This is a genomic window from Massilia brevitalea (genome assembly GCF_030711405.1).
In the GTDB taxonomy this organism is placed as follows: domain Bacteria; phylum Pseudomonadota; class Gammaproteobacteria; order Burkholderiales; family Burkholderiaceae_D; genus Telluria; species Telluria brevitalea.
In genome coordinates this window covers 1-17,543 of sequence record NZ_JAULSI010000067.1, presented here as the reverse complement: position 1 = coordinate 17,543, position 17,543 = coordinate 1, and the positions used below count along the sequence as shown (strand labels likewise).

At 63.2% G+C, this 17,543-nt stretch carries 16 protein-coding genes; 5 read left to right on the top strand and 11 right to left on the bottom strand.

All coding sequences use genetic code 11. The annotated features are described in order from the left end of the window. Nucleotides 1–13: 13 nt before the first annotated feature. The 10 genes from QWL29_RS24920 to QWL29_RS24875 all read right to left on the bottom strand — a co-directional run bounded on the left by QWL29_RS24920 (nt 14) and on the right by QWL29_RS24875 (nt 10,384). Complete coding sequence (locus QWL29_RS24920; protein ID WP_305825548.1) at nt 14–1,060, bottom strand: SGNH/GDSL hydrolase family protein; 1,047 nt, start codon at nt 1,058–1,060, stop codon at nt 14–16. Nucleotides 1,061–1,511: 451 nt separating this feature from the next. Continuing rightward, nucleotides 1,512–2,534 carry an L-threonylcarbamoyladenylate synthase gene (locus tag QWL29_RS24915; protein WP_305825547.1) on the bottom strand — a complete coding sequence of 341 codons (1,023 nt, stop codon included), beginning with the start codon at nt 2,532–2,534 and terminating at the stop codon, nt 1,512–1,514. 2 nt (nt 2,535–2,536) lie between these two features. Continuing rightward, a complete protein-coding gene (locus tag QWL29_RS24910) occupies nt 2,537–3,736 on the bottom strand; it encodes a 5-(carboxyamino)imidazole ribonucleotide synthase (RefSeq protein WP_305825546.1) in 1,200 nt (399 codons plus the stop codon). Between the two features lie 21 nt (nt 3,737–3,757). Further along, nucleotides 3,758–4,270, bottom strand: a complete 513-nt coding sequence (purE, locus tag QWL29_RS24905; protein ID WP_305825545.1) for a 5-(carboxyamino)imidazole ribonucleotide mutase — start codon at nt 4,268–4,270, stop codon at nt 3,758–3,760. A 1-nt stretch (nt 4,271) separates the two neighbouring features. Then, nucleotides 4,272–5,168: a phosphoribosylaminoimidazolesuccinocarboxamide synthase gene (locus tag QWL29_RS24900; protein WP_305825544.1), complete on the bottom strand. Its 897-nt coding sequence runs from the start codon at nt 5,166–5,168 to the stop codon at nt 4,272–4,274. Nucleotides 5,169–5,287: 119 nt separating this feature from the next. Beyond that, nucleotides 5,288–6,352 (bottom strand): class II fructose-bisphosphate aldolase, encoded by a 1,065-nt coding sequence (fba, locus tag QWL29_RS24895; protein WP_305825543.1) that lies wholly within the window; start codon nt 6,350–6,352, stop codon nt 5,288–5,290. Nucleotides 6,353–6,407: 55 nt separating this feature from the next. After that, nucleotides 6,408–7,862 (bottom strand): pyruvate kinase, encoded by a 1,455-nt coding sequence (pyk, locus tag QWL29_RS24890; protein ID WP_305825542.1) that lies wholly within the window; start codon nt 7,860–7,862, stop codon nt 6,408–6,410. Between the two features lie 57 nt (nt 7,863–7,919). After that, nucleotides 7,920–9,125, bottom strand: coding sequence for a phosphoglycerate kinase (locus tag QWL29_RS24885; protein ID WP_305825541.1), 1,206 nt, complete (start codon nt 9,123–9,125; stop codon nt 7,920–7,922). Between the two features lie 175 nt (nt 9,126–9,300). Further along, entirely contained in the window at nt 9,301–9,645 is a 345-nt protein-coding gene (locus QWL29_RS24880; RefSeq protein WP_305825540.1) for an AzlD domain-containing protein, read from the bottom strand. Next, entirely contained in the window at nt 9,638–10,384 is a 747-nt protein-coding gene (locus tag QWL29_RS24875) for an AzlC family ABC transporter permease (protein WP_305825539.1), read from the bottom strand. The genes QWL29_RS24880 and QWL29_RS24875 overlap by 8 nt, the downstream gene beginning before the upstream one ends. A gap of 244 nt (nt 10,385–10,628) precedes the next feature. Between QWL29_RS24875 and QWL29_RS24870 the strand changes: the two genes are divergently transcribed. From QWL29_RS24870 to QWL29_RS24860, 3 genes are read left to right on the top strand one after another with little or no spacing between them, the layout of a single operon-like run. Next, nucleotides 10,629–10,823 (top strand): zinc-finger domain-containing protein, encoded by a 195-nt coding sequence (locus QWL29_RS24870; RefSeq protein ID WP_305825538.1) that lies wholly within the window; start codon nt 10,629–10,631, stop codon nt 10,821–10,823. After that, on the top strand, nt 10,747–11,850 hold the full coding sequence (locus QWL29_RS24865; RefSeq protein ID WP_370663741.1) for a YheT family hydrolase: 1,104 nt from the start codon (nt 10,747–10,749) through the stop codon (nt 11,848–11,850). The genes QWL29_RS24870 and QWL29_RS24865 overlap by 77 nt, the downstream gene beginning before the upstream one ends. Beyond that, nucleotides 11,843–12,430, top strand: a complete 588-nt coding sequence (locus QWL29_RS24860) for a DUF2946 family protein (protein WP_305825549.1) — start codon at nt 11,843–11,845, stop codon at nt 12,428–12,430. Before QWL29_RS24865 ends, QWL29_RS24860 begins: the two co-directional genes overlap by 8 nt. 22 nt (nt 12,431–12,452) lie before the next feature. On the opposite strand, the gene QWL29_RS24855 is transcribed toward QWL29_RS24860, so the two are convergent. Beyond that, nucleotides 12,453–14,084: a M48 family metalloprotease gene (locus QWL29_RS24855; RefSeq protein WP_370663740.1), complete on the bottom strand. Its 1,632-nt coding sequence runs from the start codon at nt 14,082–14,084 to the stop codon at nt 12,453–12,455. A gap of 50 nt (nt 14,085–14,134) precedes the next feature. Between QWL29_RS24855 and moaC the strand changes: the two genes are divergently transcribed. Together moaC and QWL29_RS24845 are read left to right on the top strand one after the other, a co-directional pair. After that, on the top strand, nt 14,135–14,773 hold the full coding sequence (gene moaC, locus QWL29_RS24850) for a cyclic pyranopterin monophosphate synthase MoaC (protein ID WP_305825535.1): 639 nt from the start codon (nt 14,135–14,137) through the stop codon (nt 14,771–14,773). Nucleotides 14,774–15,113: 340 nt separating this feature from the next. Then, nucleotides 15,114–15,899, top strand: a complete 786-nt coding sequence (locus QWL29_RS24845) for a site-specific integrase (protein ID WP_305825534.1) — start codon at nt 15,114–15,116, stop codon at nt 15,897–15,899. The last annotated feature ends 1,644 nt before the right edge of the window (nt 15,900–17,543 follow it).

Genomic DNA, 17,543 nt, shown 5'->3' with positions numbered 1-17,543 from the left:
GGGGTTTGGGGTACTACGCGCTCAATTGATTTATGCAACAAAGCCGCTGCAGTGCAGGCTGTGCACGGCCCGACGGGGTATTCGCCACGTCCGGCAGGTTGTTCACGATGACGTACTTGGCGCCCTTGGCGACGATGTCCTTGACGATGGCAGCTTTCTGGGCGCCAGCCTTGCCGAGTTCGGCAACCAGGGTCTGTGCATTCGCGGCGGCGTACTCGCCGGCAGCCTTGGTGCCGGCGGCGGTAGCATCGGTGCCGGCCTTGGCGGCAGCAGCGCGGGCGGCGTCCAGGTTGGCGCCTTGCGAGACGGCGGCGCCGACAGCGGCGGTGACGATGGCGGTCTGGCCACCGGCGGCATTCGTCGCGACGGCACGCTGGATGATCGGCAGCGCGGTGGCAGGGTTGGTGGTCAGGGCGACCAGGCCGCCGATCAGCAGGCCCGGGAAGGCTTGCGCGCCAGCTGCGGTGCCGGCGGCGCTGACGGCGCTCAGCTGCGACAGGACATCGTTACCGCCGGCCATGATGGTGACCAGTTCGGTGCCGCTGAACTTGCCGCCAGTCTTGGCCAGGTGCATCTGGACCTGGGTGGCGACCGGCACGGTCATTTCGCCGATTTCAGGCTTGACGACCTTGTTGCCCGGTCCGATAGGGTTGGTCACGCGGGCGCCGCCCTGGGCGTAGTTGAAGCAGTTCGCGTTGTTGACGATCGGGACGTTGAAGTCGAGGGCCGGATTGGCGTCGTTGTTGGTGCCTTCCAGGCCGGTCTGCGCGGCGCATGGGGCTGGCAGGCGCAGCTCGGCGGCCAGCACTTCGGTCCAGTTCAGGCCGGTCAGTGCCGGGTCTTTCGCCGTTTCCGAACCGTTGATCGAGAACTTGCCGCCGCCGGCAGCCTTCACGGCGCCGACGTTGTAGGTGCCGACGTCCGACAGGCTGTCGCCGAAGGTGACTTGCTGGCTGAAGGTAATCGGGTGGGATTGGTCGCCACCGCTGCTACCGGTGCCGCCGCAAGCGGCGAGCGCAGCTGCGGTCAGCAGTGCGAGCGCAAAATTCTTTTGACGCATTGTGTCTCCTGATGGAAAGGATGTTTTTTCTGTGAAACGAACGCCCGTGCTATTCGTGCCGTAACTAATATGCCAGTGTTCTTTCCGCTTGTATATGGATCAATTGTCGAGCCGTCGGCTGGCGACAACAGTTGACCACGATAAAGTCCTGGCAACGCGCCGGATTATAACAAGCATTGATGCTGGTTATATGTCGAAAGATATGGGGTAGAGGGAGTGAGTGACCGACGGTTGTTTTTTCGCGCAAGGAGATGGGGAAAACATGGATGCGCATCCCGCAAAACCGCACCGATCATCGACATAGGTAGGGTGGGCTCTTGAGCCCACGCGGTGCAGCACAGGAACGTAGGGTGGGTTCTTGAACCCACCATGGGCATGATGCAGCCAAGCGGTGGATTCGAGAACCCACCCTACAGGTATGGGATGGATACCATTACACCCAATGATTGCGTCAGATGTCGCGGTTCAGCAAGCCGTGCACGATGCCGGTCGAGCCGTACGCGGCGCGGCGCAGGCGGTCGTTCACGCCCAGCCAGGCGCCATCCTGCGGCGGCGCTTCGACCAGGATCACATCGGCGCCCTGCCCGTCCATGGCGCGCAAGGCGGCGTACAGGGCATGTGCAAAGCCTTCGGGCGTGGCCGGCAGGCGCGTGGCGGCGTGGGCTGCCGGCAAGTCCGAGTAATGGATCAGGGCCACCTTGCGGCCGGCCTCCATCATGCGCGCCAGCGTGTGCGCCAGCGTGGCCGTGTCCTGCATCGCCACCGGCGTATGCGGCGCGTAATGCGATTCCAGGGTGCCCGAGGCGCGCGGCGCGGCGATATCGGGCGCGGCCGGCATTCGGTCGATCACGGCGGCAATGGTTTCCGCGCTCACGTGGCCCGGGCGCAGCAGCACCGGCCCATGCGTGGCCAGGCGCGACAGATCGACAATGGTCGACTCGATGCCCACCTGCGAGGCGCCGCCGTCGAGCACCAGCGCCACCGAACCGTCGGCGTCGAACTCGTCGCGCACGTGGTGGGCCAGCGTCGGGCTCACGTGGCCGAACTTGTTGGCCGACGGCGCCGCCACCCCGCCCCGCCCGCCCTTGAAAGCGCGCAGCAAGGCAATCGCGACAGGGTGCGACGGGCAGCGCAGCCCAACTGTGTCCTGGCCGCCGCTGACGGCATCCGGAATGTTCGGTGCGCGCTTCAGGATCATGGTCAGCGGACCGGGCCAGAAGGCTTCGGCCAGCGCATGCGCTTCGGCCGGGATCTCGCAGGCCCAGTGCGCGATGTCGGCTTCCGGGGCCAGGTGCACGATCACCGGGTGGTCTTGTGGACGCCCCTTGGCGGCGTAGATGGCGGCAACGGCCGCCGGATTCTCGGCATCGGCGCCGAGGCCGTACACGGTTTCGGTCGGGAAGGCGACCAGCTGGCCGGCTTCGAGTGCGCGCGCACCGGCGTCGATGGCGGCCGGGTCGATGTACTCGTTCATGCTCACGCTGCGATCCCCAGGATGGCGCAGGCTGCGCGCAATTGTTCCTGCGCTCCATCCAGCGTGGGCGCGACGAAGGTCACGTGGCCCATCTTGCGGCCGCGGCGCGGATCGTCCTTGCCGTACAGGTGCAGGAAGGCGCCCGGCAGCGCCAGCACGCGGTCCCAGGCGGGTTCACGCGGGTTGCCGCCATCCTTGTCGCCCTCGAACCAGACATCGCCCAGGATGTTCAGCATCACGGCCGGCGAATGCTGGCGCACGTCGCCCAGCGGCAAACGCGCCATGGCCCGCACCTGCTGCGCGAACTGGCTGGTGACGCAGGCGTCAATCGTGTAGTGCCCGCTGTTGTGCGGACGCGGCGCCATTTCGTTAACGACCAGCGAACCGTCTTCGAGCACGAAGAATTCGATGCAGAGCACGCCCACATAGCCGAGCTCGGCCACGATGGCGCGCGCAGCATCCTGCGCTTTGTTCGCGCATTCGGCGGACACGTTCGGCCCCGGCACGGTGGTCGTGAACAGGATGCCGTCGCGGTGCACGTTCTCGGCAATCGGATACACCACCGATTCGCCGTCGGCGCCGCGCGCGGTCAGCACCGAGACCTCGTAGGCCAGCGGCAGCATCTTTTCCAGCAGACAGGTCACGCCATCCATGGATTCGAAAGCGGCGCGCACATCCTCGCGGCTCTTCACGCGCACTTGCCCCTTGCCGTCGTAGCCCATGCGCACGGTTTTCAGGATGCCCGGCAACAGGTTCTCATCGATGGCGTCGATGTCCTCGTTCGAGGCGATCACCTTGTGCGGCGCCGGCAGCACGCCGGACCTGGCCGCGCAATCGACGAAGAAGCGCTTTTCCAGCACGCGGTCCTGGGCAATTGCCACGCACTTGCCCGCAGGCGCGACAAAGCTGCCTTGCGCCAGCAAATTCATGCTGTCGGCCGGCACGTTCTCGAACTCGGTGGTGACGGCGCTGCACAGTGCGGCCAGCTGGCCGAGGGCGGCGCTGTCGTCGTAGCCGGCCTGGACCAGGCGCTCGGCCACCTGCCCCGCAGGGCAATCGGCGGCCGGCTCCAGCACGGCGACCTTGTAGCCCATGGCCTGGGCGGCATGGGCGAACATGCGGCCGAGCTGGCCGCCTCCCATCACGCCCAGCCAGGTCGGCGGGTTGGCGCTCGGGAGAAAGGGATGCTGCGAATTACTCATGGGACGGTTCAAACTGGGTTTTCAAATTGGCAGGGTCATCGCCTGGGCGGCAGCGGTCTGGTCCTTGCGGAACTGTTCCAACTGCGCGGCCAGGGCGTCGTCGCCGGCGGCAATGATCGCTACCGCGGTCAGCGCGGCATTCGCGGCGCCGGCTTCGCCAATGGCAAAGGTGCACACCGGCACGCCTTTCGGCATCTGCACGATCGACAGCAGCGAATCTTCGCCGCGCAGGTACTTCGACGGCACCGGCACGCCCAGCACCGGCACGATGGTCTTCGCGGCCACCATGCCCGGCAGGTGGGCTGCCCCACCGGCGCCGGCGATGATGGCGCGCAGGCCACGCGCGCGCGCCGTTTCCGCGTACGTGAACATCTCGTCCGGCATGCGGTGCGCGGAAATCACTTGCGCCTCGAAGGGCACGCCGAATTGCTTCAGCACGTCGACGGCGTTCTTCATCACGTCCCAGTCGGACGAGGAACCCATGATGACGCCGACCAGCGGCGCATTTGCCACCATACTTGCGTTTTCGCTCATCTCAGGCCTTCAGCTTTTCGCCGGTCAGGCGTTCGATGGCTTCGAAGTACTTGGCCTGGGTTTTCGCAATCACGTCCGCCGGCAGGGCTGGCGCCGGTGCGGTCTTGTTCCAGTCGCTCAGGGTTTCCAGATAGTCGCGCACGAACTGCTTGTCGAACGATGGCGGCGACATGCCCGGCGCGTACGAGTCAGCCGGCCAGAAGCGCGAGGAGTCCGCGGTCAGGACTTCGTCCATCAGGTGCAGCACGCCGTTGTCGTCGAGGCCGAACTCGAACTTGGTGTCGGCGATGATGATCCCTTTGGTCGCAGCGTATTCGGCGGCGGCGGTGTACAAAGCGATGCTGATGTCGCGCATTTTCGCGGCCAGCTCGGGGCCGATACGCTCTTCCATCTCGGCAAACGAAATGTTCTCGTCGTGCTCGCCCAGGTCGGCTTTCGCGGCCGGGGTGAACAGCGGCTCGGGCAATTTATCGGCCTGGCGCAGGCCCTCCGGCAATGCGATGCCGCAGATCTGTCCGTTTGCCTGATAGTCCTTCCAGCCGGAACCGATGATGTAGCCGCGCACCACGGCTTCGACCAGGATCGGCTTCAGGCGCTTGGCGACCACGGCGCGGCCGCGCACCTGCTCGACTTCACCCGGCGCCACGACGCTTTCCGGCGCCACGCCGGTCAGGTGGTTCGGCACGATGTGGCCGAGTTTCTCGAACCAGAAATCGCTCATCTGGTTCAGGACCATGCCCTTGCCCGGAATCGGCTCGTTCATGACGACGTCAAAGGCCGACAGGCGGTCGGTGGTGACGATCAAAATCTTGTCGTCGCCGACAGCGTAGTTGTCGCGCACTTTGCCGTGGCCGAGCAGTGGCAGGGACTGGATCGTGGATTGGTAGAGGCTGTTCATAGAAGGAGTATCAGGGAAAACTGAGAACGAACTGCGGGCCTGACAGTCAGCCCTTGCGAGCAAGGCCTGGCTGTCAGAAGAAGCGCGGGCTGCCGCAGCAGCCCGTTCCAAACGCTATATTACTTTACAACCTGGGCCAGCTCGCCGGCCTTGTAACGCTCGGCCATTTTTTCGAGCGGAATCGGCTTGATCCTGGCAGCCATGCCTTCGCAGCCGAAGGAGATGAAGCGCGCCTTGCACACTTCCATCGCCGCTTCGCGCGCAGGCTTGAGGTAGTCGCGCGGGTCGAACTTCGACGGGTTCTGGAACATGTACTTGCGGATTGCCGCGGTCATGGCCAGGCGGATGTCGGTGTCGATGTTGATCTTGCGGACACCGTGCTTGATGCCTTCCTGGATCTCTTCGACCGGCACGCCGTAGGTCTCTTTCATGTCGCCGCCGAACTCGCGGATGATGGCCAGCAGTTCCTGCGGCACCGACGAGGAACCGTGCATCACCAGGTGGGTGTTCGGGATGCGCGCGTGGATTTCCTTGATGCGGTCGATCGCCAGGATGTCGCCGGTTGGTTTACGCGTGAATTTGTAGGCGCCATGCGAGGTGCCGATGGCAATCGCCAGGGCGTCGCACTGGGTGCGGGCCACGAAATCGGCGGCCTGGTCGACGTCGGTCAGCAGCTGCTCGCGGGTCATGGTGCCGTCGGCGCCGTGGCCGTCTTCCTTGTCGCCCTTCATGGTTTCCAGCGAACCGAGCACGCCCAGTTCGGCCTCAACGGTCACGCCGATCGAGTGCGCGAATTTCACGACTTCTTTCGATACGTCGACGTTGTATTCGTAGGAAGCGACCGACTTGCCGTCGGCTTCGAGCGAACCGTCCATCATCACCGACGAGAAGCCCGAACGGATCGCGGCCATGCAGATGGCCGGCGACTGGCCGTGGTCCTGGTGCATGACGACCGGGATGTGCGGGTAGGCTTCGACGGCGGCGTCGATCAGGTGGCGCAGGAAGGCTTCACCGGCGTACTTGCGCGCGCCTGCCGAGGCTTGCATGATGACCGGCGAACCGACCGCATCGGCCGCGGCCATGATGGCCTGCACCTGCTCCAGGTTGTTGACGTTGAATGCCGGCAGGCCGTAGCTGTTTTCAGCAGCGTGGTCCAGCAATTGACGCAGTGATACGAGTGCCATGGTTTACTCCAAGATAAAGAAACTTTTCAGAAGCTTCGACAACGCGAAGCCGCTATCAATCCTTGTAGGTCTCGCCGACACGCACGATCTTGAGCGCATTCGTGCCGCCGGCTTCGCCCATCGGCGAGCCCCAGGTCACGACGATGGTGTCGCCCGGGCTGACCATGCCTTCCTTGATCAGGAGCTCTTCCGCCTTGCGCAGCACGGCGTGGCTGCCGCCTTCCTGCAGCAGGGGGAATGCTCGCACGTTCCGGTACAGCGAGGCCTTGCGCTGCGTCGTTTGTGACGGGGTCAGGGCGAAAATCGGGGTGTCGATGTTATGTCGGCTCATCCACAGCGCGGTCGAGCCCGACTCGGTCAGGGCCACGATCGCCTTCACCGCCAGGTGGTGGGCGGTGAACAAGGTGCCGTAGGCAATCGACTGGTCGATGCGGGTGAATTCCACGTTCAGGAAGTCCGTATCGAGCTTGTTGTATTCGGATTGTTCCGCTTCCAGGCAGACCGCGGCCATCATCTCGACGGTTTCGACCGGGTACTTGCCCGATGCGGTTTCGGCCGAGGTCATGACGGCGTCGGTGCCGTCCAGCACGGCATTCGCCACGTCCGACACTTCGGCGCGGGTCGGCACGGCGTTCACGATCATCGACTCCATCATCTGGGTCGCGGTGATCGCCAGCTTGTTCGATGCGCGCGCCATGCGGATCATGCGCTTTTGCAGCGCCGGCACGGCGGCATTGCCCACTTCCACGGCCAGGTCGCCGCGAGCAACCATGATGCCGTCCGACGCGTCCAGGATTTCCTGCAGCACGGGAATCGCTTCGGCGCGCTCGATCTTGGCGATCATCATCGGCTTGTGGTGGTAGGCCTCGCCGGCGATGTTGGCCAGCTGGCGCGCCATTTCCATGTCGGTCGCGCTTTTCGGGAACGAGATCGCCAGGTAGTCGGCCTGGAAGCTCATCGCGGTCTTGATGTCTTCCATATCCTTCGAGGTCAGCGCCGGCGCGGTCAGGCCGCCGCCCTGGCGGTTGATGCCCTTGTTGTTCGACAGCTCGCCGCCGACCTTGACGGTGGTGCAGATCTCGTGGCCCACGACCTTGTCGACGACCAGCACGATCAGGCCATCGTTGAGCAGCAGCTTGTCGCCCGGACGCACGTCGCGCGGCAGGGCCTTGTAGTCGAGGCCGACGCGTTCCTGGTTGCCCAGTTCGCCGTTGTCGCCCCATTTCGCATCCAGGATGAACTTGTCGCCATTGTTCAGGAAGATCTTGCCTTCTTCAAACTTGCCGACGCGGATCTTCGGACCCTGCATGTCGGCCATGATCGCCACTTCCACGCCGCAGGCTGCGGCAGCGCGGCGCACCAGGGCGGCGCGGTCGATGTGGTCCTGGGCCTTGCCGTGCGAGAAGTTCAGGCGCACGACATCGACGCCGGCGCGGATCATCTTGACGAGGATGTCGAAGTCGGTCGAGGCTGGGCCGATGGTGGCAACGATCTTGGTAGCGCAATACATGTTGATCCTTGGTCTTGAAAAAGAGAAACGCAGCCTGGGCTGCGCTTGTTACTGAGCTTATTGGCTATTACGCTGCAGCAGGATCTCGACTGCCGGCAGGGTCTTCCCTTCCAGGAACTCGAGGAAGGCGCCGCCGCCCGTCGAGATATAACCGATCTTCTCGCCGATGCTGTACTTGGCAATCGCCGCCAGGGTGTCGCCGCCGCCGGCAATCGAGAAGCCCTTGGAGTCGGCAATCGCCAGCGCCAGGGTCTTCGTGCCTTCGGCAAACTGATCGAACTCGAACACGCCGACCGGGCCGTTCCAGACGATGGTGCCGGCTTTACTCACCTGCTCGGCCAGCATGGCGGCCGTCTTCGGGCCGATGTCGAGGATCATGTCGTCGTCGCTGACGTCCGCTACGTCCTTCACCGTTGCGGCAGCGGTCGGCGAGAACTCTTTCGCGCAGACCACGTCCACCGGAATCGGCACCGAGGCGCCGCGCGCGCTCATCATGTCGATGATGGATTTCGCCTCGTTCACCAGGTCGTTCTCGACCAGCGACTTGCCGATGTTCAGGCCGACGGCCTTCATGAAGGTGTTGGCGATGCCGCCACCGACGACCAGGTTGTCGACCTTGCCGGCCAGGCTTTGCAGGATCGACAGCTTGCTCGACACTTTCGAGCCGGCCACGATGGCCAGCAGCGGACGCGCCGGCTGGCCCAATGCTTTACCGAGTGCGTCGAGTTCCGCGGCCAGCAATGGGCCGGCGCAGACGACAGGGGCGAACTTGGCGATGCCGTGGGTGGTCGCTTCGGCGCGGTGGGCGGTGCCGAAGGCATCGTTCACGTACACGTCGCAGAGCTTGGCCATCTTCTGGGCCAGCTCGTCGGAATTCTTCTTTTCACCTTTGTTGACGCGGCAGTTTTCCAGCAGGACAACCTGGCCCGGGGCCACGTCGACGCCATCGACCCAGTCCTGCTTCAGTTCCACCGGCTGGCCGAGCAGCTCGGACAGGCGCGCGGCGACCGGCGCCAGCGTGTCTTCCGGCTTGAACTCGCCCTCGGTCGGGCGGCCCAGGTGCGAGGTCACCATCACGGCGGCGCCGGCTTTAATCGCGGCCTGGATGGCGGGCACCGAAGCGCGGATGCGCGTGTCTTCGGTGATGTTGCCGGCGTCATCTTGCGGCACGTTCAGGTCGGCACGGATGAAGACGCGCTTGTTTTTCAGCGCATCGCGATCGATCAGGTCTTGCAAGCGGGTGAAACTGAGAACGGCGTCCATGGCGACTCAACGGTGAAATAATGAAAGAACGATATTCTACCGCAGCAAACCCCAAGAAACCGTTGCGAGCGGCAGGAGTGTTGGCTGAGAAGCGCAGCTGTACGAATGTACAGCGAGCTATCGCCTTGGCGGCGCAGGCCGACAATCCAACGCGCAGTAGGTTTATTGGGGTTTGCTAGCCAGGGGCGCCAAAAACGTGCAAAGTGCGCAACAGTGTGAAAGCAAGCATGCCGAATACAATCGTCTGCAGCATGTTGCGGCGCCAGAGGTAAAAGCCGAGCGCGGCAATGCCGCCCAGCAGTTTCGGATTCCCCAGTTCCAGGTGCGCATTGCCGCCGCTGTCGAGCAGCAGATCGGGCCCGATGATGGCGGCCAGCGCGCAGGCCGGCGCATAGCGCAGCATGTCTTGCACGTGGGGCGGAATGCTCACCTTGTGGCCGATCAGCCAGAAGCCGCTGCGGGTAATGGCGGTGGACAGCGCCAGCACGCCGATCACGGTCCAGATTTCCCAGTCAGCCATGGCGCGCCCTTTTCTTGTCGATGATTTTTTCAGTGAGCAAGGCCGCCAGCATGCCGGCCACGACCGCCACCAGCAGGCCCAGCTTGTATGGGAACCCGTTCGCCAGCACCGCCACCGCGCCGGCCACCAGTACGCCGCACAGGGCCGCGCTGTTGATGATCAGCGGCACCGTGATGCACAGGATGGCCAGCGTGCCGGCAAAGCCCAGGCCCCACTCGCTGGGGATCGCGCTGCCCAGGAAAATGCCGATCAGCGAGCCGACCTGCCAGGCGCACCAGTTCGGGAACATCAGCCCTTTCAGATAGGACAGCTTGCCCTTCACCGGCACCGCGGTCGGAAAGCGCTGCAGGAACATCGCCACCGTCAAGTCGCCCGAGATATAGCCATAGAACAGCCGCTGGCGCCAGGGCAAGTGCGTGAAGTGCGGCGCCAGCAAGGCCGAGAAGATCACGAAGCGCAGGTTCACCACGAGTGCCGTGGCGAAGATGACCCAGATCGGCGCATGCGCCAGGATCAGCGGCAAGGACGCCAACTGGGCGGAACCTGCGAACACCAGCAGTGTCATACCGCTGGCCTGCAACGCGGTGAGCCCGGTCTTGACCATGGCAATGCCGACCACCATGCCCCAGGCGGCAATGCCGAACAGGGTCGGCATCCCGGTCTTCAGGCCTTCGCGCCAGAGTTCGGGATCGTGTTCTTCGATCAGTGGAGTCGGTTGCGTACCTGGCGGCGCGCTCATGTCGCCTTCCTGCAACAGCCGGAGGTAAAGAAGAGAAGCATGAATTACCGGAAAATGTAGGGTGGGCACTCCGTGCCCACGCGGTACGTGCGTAACTGTCGGCTACGTACGGCACGACGTCGCTCGAGACGTTACTGGGACCACGGGGATGTGATCAATCCGACATTCTACCGATCATCCCGCCCACACGCTCGAATCCGTTAAAATCCCATCTTTACCCAAACATGCCCGACGGAGAATTGCAATGAACGTAAAGACGATGCCTGTGGTCGAACTGGAGGCCAAGAACCTGCCCGCCCACTGCCCGAATCCGGCCATGCCGCTGTGGTCGTCGCACCCGCGCGTCTTCCTCGACTTCGACCATGAAGGCACGGCCAAGTGCCCCTACTGCGGCACCCAGTACCGCCTGGCCCCTGGCGTCGAATTCAAGCACCACTAAGCAGACTGCGGCCCGGCCGCGCGACATGCACTACCACGCCCCAAGGTGGCTGCCCGGCGGCCACCTGCAAACCATCTACCCGGCCACCTGCATCGCCAAGCCGCCGGTGACGTACCGGCGCGAGCGCTGGGGCGTGCACGACCCGCTGCTGGGCGACGACTTCGTCGACGTCGATTTCGTCGATGGCGAACCGGGCAAGCCCCTGGTGGTGCTGTTCCACGGCCTGGAAGGTTCGTCCGACAGCCATTACGCGCGTGGCCTGATGGCGGCGCTGGCAGCACGCGGCTGGTCCGGCGCGGTGCCGCATTTCCGCGGCTGCTCGGGCGAAGCCAACCTCACCCCACGCTTCTATCACTCCGGCGACGCCGCCGAAATCGGCTGGATCATGGCCCGCCTGCGCCAGCGCGCGCCCGGCCCCATCTATGCCGCCGGCGTCTCGCTCGGCGGCAATGCCCTGCTGCGCTGGCTGGGCGAATCCGGCCACGGCGCCGGCTTCGTCACGGCCGCTGCCGCGATTTCCGCCCCGCTCGACCTGGCGCGCGGCGGCGAAGCGTTATCGTCGGGCCTGAACATGCTCTACACGCGCATGTTCCTGCAAACCCTGAAGCCGAAGTGCCTGGCCAAGCTCGAACAATTTCCCGGCCTGTTCGACAAGACGGCCCTGCTCGCCGCGCGCGACCTGTACGCCTTCGACAACGTGGTCACCGCCCCGCTGCACGGCTACCGCGACACCGACGACTACTGGCACCGCGCCAGCGCCCGCCACGTGCTGCACGACATCACGGTGCCGACGCTGGTTTTGAACGCGCGCAACGATCCCTTCCTGCCGGGTCAGTACCTGCCTGCATCTGCTTCGAACACGGTGACGCTGGAATATCCGGAGGAAGGCGGCCACGTCGGCTTCCCTGCCGGCCCTTTCCCCGGCCGCATCAACTGGCTGCCGGCGCGTATCCTGTCTTTCTTCGACGACCTGGCCATGCGCGCGCCGAATCGCCACGAGTTATGCAATGCTCAAGCCCATGGATGACATCGTAAAACAGGCAATGGCCAAGTGGCCGAACGTGCCGCACTGCTACGGCTGGCTGGCGCTCGACGCGCGCGGCGCCTGGCGCATGCGCGACGAAGCGGCCCAGCAGGCCGGCGCGCCCGGCGACAAGCTGAACAACCCGACGCTGGTCGGCTTCATCAACCGCAACTACGCGCACGACGAGCAGGGCCGCTGGTATTTCCAGAACGGCCCGCAACGCGTGTACGTAAATCTCGAAGCGACGCCCTTCATCGCGCGCACCGACCCGGCGCAGGGCATGACGGTGCAGACCGGCGCGGCGCTGCCGTCCATCGAACGCCTGTTCCTGACCGAGTCCGGCGCGGCCATCGTGCAGGCGGGCGAGATCGTCGCCCAGGTCGATGACCGCGACGTGGCGCCATTCTTCGAGGGCCTGGAACTGGACGGCAAGCCGGCCGGCGACGACGCCTTGCTGGCCTGGCTGGAAAATGGCGCGGGCACGCTGGTGCTGCATTACCGTGGCGCCCAGGTGCCGGTGGAACGCGTCAAGCGCAATGAGCTGCCGCAGCGCTTCGGCTTCGTGCCAACGCCACAAGCCTGACCCAGGCTCTTGAGCCTGGCGTTTACTTGACCTTCTCTTCGAGCTCTTTTAGTTCGCGCTGGCGTTCCTTGATCTCGCGTTCGCGCGCGTCGATCACCGACTGTTCATAGAAACTGGCATCGCCCGCCTTGCGCGCAAAATTCAGCTGGTCCACCGCCGCCGGCATGGCGCCGGCCAGCACGTAGGATTCGGCCAGCGCCATGTGCTGCAGCGCGATCTTGCCCTGGCTGGAATAGGCTTTCGCCATCAGGTCGTAGAGCTTCGGATCCTCGCGGTACATGCGCACCTGGTCGCGCAGGTAGCGCGTGGCGTCCTCGAACTTGCCGGCCGCGATCATCGCTTCGGCATACTGGCGCGCCAGTGCGCGCGACAGCGGATAGGCGTGGACGGCCTGCTCGGCCTCCTTCACCGCGCCTTGCACCACCTCTTTCGGCTGGCCGGCCGCCAGCCTGATTTCCAGGTCGAGCCCGGCAAACATGGCGCCGCCGTCGCTCGCGGGCGCGGCCGACAGCACGCCCTCCTTCGGCTTCATGCTGGCGCGGGACTTGTCGAGCCAGCTGCGCGCCGCCGCCAAATCGCCCTGCTTCAGCGACAGGTAGGCCAGGCCGTACTGGGCCGCCACCTGCTGCTGGCGTTGCGGCTGGGTCAGCTGCGTTTCAAACGTGGTGCGGGTGTCGCGCAGGCCGGTCGTGCTGCCGTCCTGCAGCACGCGGGCGCGCGCCTTGGCCAGGTAGAATTCGATGGCGTCGGCGCGCTGGCGCTGCGGCGTTTCCCGGATGCGGGCCTGGATGTCGGCGATGCGCTCGCCGGTCAGCGGGTGGCTGCTGAGAAAGGCCGGCATTTCGCCATACACCTTGTTCGCGCTTTGCAGGCGCTTGAAGAAGGCGACCATGCCCGTGGTGTCGTAGCCGCCGGCGCCCATGATCTGGAAACCGACACGGTCTGCCTCGCGCTCGGCGTCGCGGCTGAAGCTGAGCTGGCGGTCGATCGCCAGGCCCTGCCCGCCCATCAGCACGCCCATTGCCGCATCCGGACTGGCGCGCGCGGCCAGCGCCGCCAGGATCATGGCCGCGATCGGCAGCAGCGCATCCTGCTTTTGCTGGCCGAGCATGCGCGCAATGTGGCGCTGCGACACGTGGCCGATCTCGTGCGACATCACCGAGGCCAGTTCCGACTCGGTCTGCGCCGCGATCAAGAGGCCCGAATGGATGCCGATGTATCCGCCAGGCAGGGCAAACGCGTTCAGCACCGGATCGCGCACGGCAAAGAAGCCGAAATCGGAGCCGGTTTCGCCACGTGCGCCGGGCGCGACATCGACCAGGGCGCCGCCGAAATGATTCAGGTAATCGAGGATCTGGTCGTCGTCGAGGTAATCGCGGTCGCGCCGGATCTGGCGCATGATTTCCTCGCCAAGCTTGCGCTCGGTAATCGGCGACAGGTCTTCGCGCGCGGTGTCGCCCAGGGTCGGCAGGCGCGGCCCGGTGGCGGCATTCGGGGATTGCGCGGACGCCGGCGCCCAGGCGAAACCGGCTGCGGCCGTCACGAGCAGGACGGCCAGGGAACGGCGCCAGCGCCGGGAGCGTGTCCGGAACGTGGGCAGGAACGCGGAATAGGTCAGCGATTTCACGGTGCTATGATAACCGCATCCGCGCATGGCTTGCCGCAAGCGGAAACACTTTCTTACTCGAGCATACCAACACGACCATGACCAGTTCCAACCCGACCACCAGTACCAGCCCGCTCACCCATTTCGACGCCAGCGGCCAGGCCCACATGGTCGACGTCGGCGCCAAGCAGGAAACCCACCGCATCGCGGTGGCCGCCGGCACCATCCGCATGCAGCCGGCCACCCTCGACCTGATCCAGTCGGGCAACGCCAAGAAAGGCGACGTGCTCGGCATCGCCCGCATCGCCGCCATCATGGGGGCGAAACGCACCAGCGACCTGGTGCCGCTGTGCCATCCGCTGCCGATCACGCGGGTGGCGGTGGATTTCGAGGTCGATGCGCCGAACAACAGCGTGCATTGCCGCGCCCAGGTGGAAACCGTGGGCAAGACCGGCGTCGAAATGGAAGCGCTGACCGCGGTACAGGTGGGGTTGCTGACGATTNGGGTGGCGGTGGATTTCGAGGTCGATGCGCCGAACAACAGCGTGCATTGCCGCGCCCAGGTGGAAACCGTGGGCAAGACCGGCGTCGAAATGGAAGCGCTGACCGCGGTACAGGTGGGGTTGCTGACGATTTACGACATGTGCAAGGCGGCCGACCGCGGCATGGTCATGACGAATGTGCGGGTGCTGGAGAAGCATGGGGGCAAGAGCGGGGACTGGACGGCGGCACTGTAAGTGATCGATCTGCTGAGGGAAACGCTTATCACTGTCTCGACCATAACTCGCATGCTCCGCACAGCCGTCTAGCAGCGCCAGCCCTGCCTAAAGCGAAGAAAACTGGTTCTTGTCCCACGCTTGTCCCAAAGGAAAGCGTATGGCATCAATTAGGCAACGATCAGGTACATGGCAAGCCCGCGTACGACGCAAGGGCTACCCGGACGAGGTAGCGTCGTTTAAGACCAAGACCGAAGCACAGGCATGGGCACGAAGCGTTGAGTCCACAATGGACCAAGGGTCGTACCAAAGCACCCAGTCTGCAAAAGACCTTCTACTTGCAGATGTACTCCATCGGTACATGCATGAGGTGACCCCCTCGAAGCGTGGAGCGCAACGCGAAGCCGAAGGTATCCAATTCATGCTGCGTCAGAAGATAGCGAGCTATAGCATGACGAACTTGACGCCAGCGGTCATTGCTGGCTATCGAGATTACCGACTGAAGACGGTTGGCGCAGGAACGATCATTCGCGAGCTAAGCATCCTCTCCGGGATCATCAGTCACGCTCGGAAGGAATGGAGCCTACCAATAGCGAACCCCTGTGCTCTTGTTCGCAAGCCTCCAACGCCACCGGGGCGAACCAGACTTCTTACTATGGACGAAGAGACGCGGCTGCTTGATGAACTCAAACCAGTTCGCCGCAGAAGCCCTTGGATGGTCCCGCTGGTTATGCTGGCGCTGGAGTCCGCGATGCGCCGTGGTGAGCTACTGTCCCTGCAATGGGAGAACGTCAACTTAGCGACCCAGACGGCATTCCTGCCCCTTACTAAGAATGGCAAGGCACGCACCGTTCCGCTTTCCAAGAAGGCGGTAGCGATACTGGCAGGACTACCGAACTGCGGTAGAGAAGGCCCGATCTTCCCGATTTCCTACATGACTATGCATAACTGCTTTGTGGACGCTTGCCGCCGGGCCGGGATCAGCAATCTACGATTCCACGATCTGAGGCATACAGCCACAAGCCGATTAGCCGAGAAGCTCCCCAACGTCATCGAACTAGCCGCCGTTACAGGCCACCAGACCATACAGATGCTCAAGAGGTACTACCACCCGAAGGCAGAAGCTATGGCACAGAAGCTTGGCTAGTGCTCCACGCCCACAGGAGCGATTTTAAGCAGCAAATGGATGCTTGTGGGCGCTCCCCCTCAGGCATCACATAGTCCGCCTGTAGGCCCTCTTGGTGGCACTGCTGCGCCCATACGCGGATGTTCTGTCCTAAAGACAGAGAAAGGGTCGTTTGCTAAGCAAAACCCTGCGTCTTCCTAACGCTCTGTACTGGGAAATCCCCCCGCTTTACCTGTAGTAGCCTTCTTCATTTGCTGAAAGCTGTATAAACCCAAGAGGGGGGTCTAGAGTTTATATGCACAGTATCGAGGGCAAGTCAAGAAATTTTGACTTTCGGAGGTTCTCGTGCGAAAATCACTCCGAGCTCAGCAGCAAAGCCACTGTAGCTGCTGATGACTTTCTATCTACTGCGAACTGCATCCCAACGGGCCAGTTCGCTTTTTTTTACCCAACCGGAACTTGCTATGTACAAGAACACCGAAGCCGCTCGCGGCACCTTTGTAAAGGATACACATGACCCACATTGCCTCGCCCCTCCAACGCGGTAAATATCCGCCGTTCCTGCCGTACAATTTTTACGAAGCACCACAGTACGCTTCGTTCAGGCCGACGTTGATACCTCGGCTAACAGATGCCCCTCCCTCACCATTCGTTCTCCGACAACTAGGCACCGCTGAGCCAAGAGCCAAGGTCGAAATAGAGCGCAAGACTCTTCGGACGTACTTGTTCGATGAAGCCGGCAGGCTGCAGAGCCGTGCGAAAGCGAGGCTGCCATACGCTAGGTCTGCCGAGCTAGACGCCGGTAGGCCATAGCTCCTAACCTCACCTATATAAGAGCCGTGCGAAAGCGAGGCTGTAATTCGCTGTGATCGTATGTCAAGGCATTGTATTGAGGAGTGCTGGAAGCACGAGCCGGTAGGCTATAAGCAGGCGCTCTCAGTGCTGCTTCACTACATTCCACTCCCCTACTCCATAATCTCCCTACACCCTCCGGGTATCCTTTTCAATGCGTAGGCATGGCATAGCCATGTTGTACAACACCCTACGGGTACCGCTTACCCGGTGCACGAGGATGGCGTAGCCATGTTGTAGAGCACCGTGCAGCCAAGCAATGCAGAGTGCATCAGTTGCTCAGGCAGTATTTCCCATAATGCCCACTCAAGCAGTCTCCGCCAACCGTTCCCAGTTCGAAGCCGTCATAGCTGCCCGCCGTGACGAAAACGCCAATGCAGCCAGCATAGATCACCTCTAAGGTATTGATGGTTGTTGACTTGGTGTAACAAAAGTTGTTCAATGGATGATCTTACACGCACGAAAGAGCTCAGAGCATGGCAAGCACGGTAGATTCCGCCTTTTCGGAATTCCTGAGGGATTCAGTAAATCTTGACGCCGCAGTAACCGCGACAGCAAAGGCAAGCCGTGATTGGCTGATGGGGCGTATTCATAATTTTCCTGCAAACGATAATACGTTCCCAAATCTCTACGAGGAGAAAGACGTGTTTTTTGGCTCGTTTGAGCGCAAAACGAAAAGGCGGCCGCTTGACGACATTGACCTAATGGTTTGTCTAAGTGCGGATGGGGCGCACTATACTACTAGCTGGACTGGGACTGTCTATCTACGTGTTTAGTATCGTGCGATCATATTCCTCGCCGTAGCTGGCCTTT

Coding starts and splice junctions, on each gene's coding strand:
- QWL29_RS24870 (WP_305825538.1), top strand. CDS start 10,629: ATGAACGTAAAGACGATGCCTGTGGTCGAACTGGAGGCCAAGAACCTG.
- QWL29_RS24915 (WP_305825547.1), bottom strand. CDS start 2,534: ATGAACGAGTACATCGACCCGGCCGCCATCGACGCCGGTGCGCGCGCA.
- QWL29_RS24860 (WP_305825549.1), top strand. CDS start 11,843: ATGGATGACATCGTAAAACAGGCAATGGCCAAGTGGCCGAACGTGCCG.
- QWL29_RS24875 (WP_305825539.1), bottom strand. CDS start 10,384: ATGAGCGCGCCGCCAGGTACGCAACCGACTCCACTGATCGAAGAACAC.
- pyk (WP_305825542.1), bottom strand. CDS start 7,862: ATGTATTGCGCTACCAAGATCGTTGCCACCATCGGCCCAGCCTCGACC.
- fba (WP_305825543.1), bottom strand. CDS start 6,352: ATGGCACTCGTATCACTGCGTCAATTGCTGGACCACGCTGCTGAAAAC.
- QWL29_RS24920 (WP_305825548.1), bottom strand. CDS start 1,060: ATGCGTCAAAAGAATTTTGCGCTCGCACTGCTGACCGCAGCTGCGCTC.
- QWL29_RS24855 (WP_370663740.1), bottom strand. CDS start 14,084: ATGCGCGGATGCGGTTATCATAGCACCGTGAAATCGCTGACCTATTCC.
- purE (WP_305825545.1), bottom strand. CDS start 4,270: ATGAGCGAAAACGCAAGTATGGTGGCAAATGCGCCGCTGGTCGGCGTC.
- QWL29_RS24845 (WP_305825534.1), top strand. CDS start 15,114: ATGCATGAGGTGACCCCCTCGAAGCGTGGAGCGCAACGCGAAGCCGAA.
- QWL29_RS24880 (WP_305825540.1), bottom strand. CDS start 9,645: ATGGCTGACTGGGAAATCTGGACCGTGATCGGCGTGCTGGCGCTGTCC.
- QWL29_RS24900 (WP_305825544.1), bottom strand. CDS start 5,168: ATGAACAGCCTCTACCAATCCACGATCCAGTCCCTGCCACTGCTCGGC.
- QWL29_RS24885 (WP_305825541.1), bottom strand. CDS start 9,125: ATGGACGCCGTTCTCAGTTTCACCCGCTTGCAAGACCTGATCGATCGC.
- QWL29_RS24910 (WP_305825546.1), bottom strand. CDS start 3,736: ATGAGTAATTCGCAGCATCCCTTTCTCCCGAGCGCCAACCCGCCGACC.
- QWL29_RS24865 (WP_370663741.1), top strand. CDS start 10,747: ATGAAGGCACGGCCAAGTGCCCCTACTGCGGCACCCAGTACCGCCTGG.